Origin of the sequence: Pedobacter sp. HMWF019 (assembly GCF_003061025.1) — a bacterium.
GTDB lineage: Bacteria > Bacteroidota > Bacteroidia > Sphingobacteriales > Sphingobacteriaceae > Pedobacter.
This window is the reverse complement of the sequence record NZ_QAIL01000282.1, coordinates 1-3,400: the sequence shown is the minus strand read 5'-3', so window position 1 is coordinate 3,400 and position 3,400 is coordinate 1. Positions and strand designations below refer to the sequence as shown.

Sequence of the window (3,400 nt, the reverse complement as noted above, 5' to 3'; positions counted from 1 at the left end):
AATAAGACTCATGAAAGAACTGTATATCAGATATCAAGGCAATGTCATTTATGAAGTGCTTATTGGTATATCGGAAAAAGTCGATATATATTTGTGCTATGAATCATCTAGATGTTTTTAAGGCACTGTCTAATAAAGCAAGGTTACAGATATTACAATGGCTGAAAGATCCGGAGGTACATTTTCCCGATCAACCTGGATTTGAATCTGGCGTATGTGTTGGACAAATCCAGCAAAAGGCTGGGCTGACACAGTCTACTGTTTCCGAGTACCTGTCTATTCTTCAGCGTGCCGGACTTATAGAATCGACCAGAGTAGGGCAGTGGACTTATTATAGAAGAAATGAGAAAGCTTTTCTCGAACTCACACAGATTATACAAAAAGACTTATAGAAAATAATATGAATACAGACAGTTTATTTAGGCCATTTAGCCTTAAATCTTTGAATATCAAAAACAGAATTGTCATGGCTCCGATGACGCGTTCCTTTTCACCTGATGGGGTACCTACACCAGAAGTAGCTAGCTATTATAGAAAAAGAGCGGCAGGTGAAGTAGGGTTGATCTTATCAGAAGGAACAGTAATAGAGCGTATTTCTTCTTCCAATGATAAAAATATTCCCCATTTTTATGGAGAGCAGGCCTTGGCAGGTTGGCAGAGCGTGATCCATAATGTTCACCAGGCGGGAGGACAAATGGGACCTCAGATCTGGCATATGGGTGTTATGGATAACCACCATTCCGGATGGGTACCCTCAGCACCTTTTGAAGGGCCTTCAGCTTTTAATAAACCAGGTTTTGAGAATGGAAAGGCGATGACAGAATCTGATATCGCAGATACCATCGCTGCTTTTGGACGCGCGGCTGCAGATGCCAAAAGACTAGGTTTTGATTGCGTAGAAATTCATGGTGCTCATGGTTATTTAATTGATCAGTTTTTCTGGACTGGAACCAATGACCGGAAAGATCAGTATGGTGGTAAAACTTTAGCCGAAAGAAGCCGTTTTGCTGTTGAAGTGATCAAAGAAGTAAGAAAACAGGTTGGAGAGGATTTCGCAGTAATCATTCGTCTTTCGCAATGGAAGCCTCAGGATTATACGCACCAGCTAGCTAAAACACCTGCTGAACTTGAAGCCTGGTTAAATCCAATGGCTGATGCAGGTGTGGATATTTTCCATTGCTCACAACGCCGTTTCTGGGAACCGGAATTTGAGGGCTCTGATTTGAATTTTGCCGGCTGGGCCAAAAAGGTCACCGGGAAATCAACGATAACCGTAGGATCTGTAGGGCTTAACGGTGAGTTTTTAGCTGCTTTTGCAGGAGAAAGTTCGCAACCAAGTTCGTTGGATGAATTGGTGAGAAGGATGGACCGGGAAGATTTTGATCTTGTGGCTGTTGGAAGACCACTGCTGGCAGATCCAAACTGGGTGCAAAAGATTCATCAAAACAGAACGGATGAATTGAAAGGGTTCAGCAAAGAAGCCTTAGCACAATTGATCTAAGCATAAAAAGGGACCTGAATCCAGGTCCCTTTTCTATTTTATACAAGAGCAGTTATTGCTGATAAACCTTCGGAACGACAATAGCCATCAGCCTGTCGGGATGTTCCAATGCTTTAAATCCAAACTGGGCATACAATCCGTGGGCATCCTGCGTAGCCAGCATATACCTTCTTAAACCTTGAAGGTCGGGATGAAAAAGCATCAGCGACATCAGTTTTTTAGATAAACCTAAACCCCGGTGTTCTTCCAGAACGTATACATCGGCCAGATAAGCAAAAGTCGTTTTATCTGTGATCCACCTTGCAAAACCAATTTGTTTGGTGTCCTTATAGATTCCAAAGCATAAGGAATTATCGATTGACTTTTGAACAGTTTCTAAGGGAATTCCTTCCGCCCAGTAAGATTGGGTACTTAAATAATGGTGTACTGATATTGGATCAATTTTTTGAACATCGTCTGAAAAAATATATCCGTTTTCTATAATTTCCACTCTTTGTTATTGGTTTTTAGGACATTAAATCGTCATTAGTTTCTCATATTGATGTATTGCAGGGGCTGACCGAAATCTTCTTTTCTACATAGGGAAATCACGGCCTGAAGATCGTCAATGTTTTTGCTTTGTACGCGTACCTGATCGTCCATCATTGAAGCTTGAACTTTCAATCCGCTTGCTTTAATTTTTGCAACTATTTTTTTTGCGGTTTCTTTGTCAATTCCTTCTTTTACAGATATTTCCTTTCTGATCATATTGCCTGAAGCGTATTGCTCTTTACCAAAGTCAAGGCTCTTGGCATCCAGATTTTGTTTGATCATCCGGGAGATAATGGCATCCTGTATGGCTTTTAACCGCATGTCATCTTCTGTTACGATAGTGATCACGTTGGTCTTTTTATCATGGTCTATCGTACTCTTCGAATTGTTGAAATCATAACGGTTCAAAATCTCTTTTTTAGCGTTGTTCATCGCATTGTCGAATGTTTGGGCGTCTACTTTACTTACAATGTCAAAAGTGGGCATGATAATAGCTTTAATATGAAAAATTGTTAAATTAGTTAATAATTGATTATCCATAACTTATACCTTTATTATGAAAACCAAGAAATCAAAAGTGCAAAAAAAAGTTGCTAAAAAGGCAGCAAAAAAAGAATTAGAAAAAACTTTGACGGAAAAGTTCCTGGAAGTGATCAGTCATCTCGGTCATGATGCAGAGAAAATCGCGGCAGACATTACCAAAGCGAGTAAGTCGGTAGCTGAAAAGCTTTCTAAAAAATTGCAGGAAGTTAAAGAATCAGTAACCAGTAAGACCGAAGAGGTAGTGAAGAAGAAAGACAAGGTTGCGAAGAAAGCTTCTGCTAAAAAAGCACAGGTTTCTAAGAGTGTTAAAAAAGCAGAAAAAGTAGTGGAAAAAGTTGCTGCGAAAGCAAAACCCGTTGCACAGAGTGTTAAAGTAACAGCAATTGCTACAGAAGAGAAAGTAGCCAAAGCTATAGCAAAACCAGTTGCTGCTGTAAAAAAAGCGGTAGCTGCTCCAAAAAAAGCGCCAGTTGCAAAAGCTGCAAGTCCAGCTAAACCCGTTGCTGCAAAACCTGCGGTTTCTAAACCAGTTGCTGCTAAGCCGGCCGTTGCTAAATCAGCTGCTCCAAAAACCAGTGCTGTGAAAAAAGCTGCAGCGGTTAAAACTACGCCTGTAAAACCATCAACAAGAACAACTGCGGCTAAAACTACGCCTGTTAAAACACCAGCCAAACCAACTGAACCGGCTTCAACTGCTTCAAAAATAGTTACAGAAAGCCCAGCTGCAGTCAAAGCTCCGGAGGCCGCTGAAAAGGAAGCCGAAGCAGCTAAATAAGGTTAAATTAGTTTTATGTTAATTCCTCGATAATTAACAATGATTTAACA

5 protein-coding genes are annotated in these 3,400 nt (G+C 40.5%); 3 read left to right on the top strand and 2 right to left on the bottom strand.

The annotated features are described in order from the left end of the window. Positions 1–98 precede the first annotated feature (98 nt). Entirely contained in the window at positions 99–392 is a 294-nt protein-coding gene (locus tag DBR11_RS16270; RefSeq protein ID WP_108553711.1) for a helix-turn-helix transcriptional regulator, read from the top strand. 8 nt (positions 393–400) lie between these two features. Then, on the top strand, positions 401–1,501 hold the full coding sequence (locus tag DBR11_RS16265) for an NADH:flavin oxidoreductase (RefSeq protein ID WP_108553710.1): 1,101 nt from the start codon (positions 401–403) through the stop codon (positions 1,499–1,501). 52 nt (positions 1,502–1,553) lie between these two features. On the opposite strand, the gene DBR11_RS16260 is transcribed toward DBR11_RS16265, so the two are convergent. Together DBR11_RS16260 and DBR11_RS16255 are read right to left on the bottom strand one after the other, a co-directional pair. Then, positions 1,554–1,991 carry a GNAT family N-acetyltransferase gene (locus DBR11_RS16260; RefSeq protein WP_108553709.1) on the bottom strand — a complete coding sequence of 146 codons (438 nt, stop codon included), beginning with the start codon at positions 1,989–1,991 and terminating at the stop codon, positions 1,554–1,556. 35 nt (positions 1,992–2,026) lie between these two features. After that, positions 2,027–2,518, bottom strand: a complete 492-nt coding sequence (locus DBR11_RS16255) for a YajQ family cyclic di-GMP-binding protein (RefSeq protein WP_108553712.1) — start codon at positions 2,516–2,518, stop codon at positions 2,027–2,029. 70 nt (positions 2,519–2,588) lie between these two features. Between DBR11_RS16255 and DBR11_RS16250 the strand changes: the two genes are divergently transcribed. Then, positions 2,589–3,350 carry a histone gene (locus tag DBR11_RS16250; RefSeq protein ID WP_108553708.1) on the top strand — a complete coding sequence of 254 codons (762 nt, stop codon included), beginning with the start codon at positions 2,589–2,591 and terminating at the stop codon, positions 3,348–3,350. The last annotated feature ends 50 nt before the right edge of the window (positions 3,351–3,400 follow it).

Bases quoted from the DNA above. Each gene is read 5' to 3' on its own strand.
- DBR11_RS16270 (WP_108553711.1), top strand. From the start codon at position 99: ATGAATCATCTAGATGTTTTTAAGGCACTGTCTAATAAAGCAAGGTTA.
- DBR11_RS16265 (WP_108553710.1), top strand. From the start codon at position 401: ATGAATACAGACAGTTTATTTAGGCCATTTAGCCTTAAATCTTTGAAT.
- DBR11_RS16255 (WP_108553712.1), bottom strand. From the start codon at position 2,518: ATGCCCACTTTTGACATTGTAAGTAAAGTAGACGCCCAAACATTCGAC.
- DBR11_RS16250 (WP_108553708.1), top strand. From the start codon at position 2,589: ATGAAAACCAAGAAATCAAAAGTGCAAAAAAAAGTTGCTAAAAAGGCA.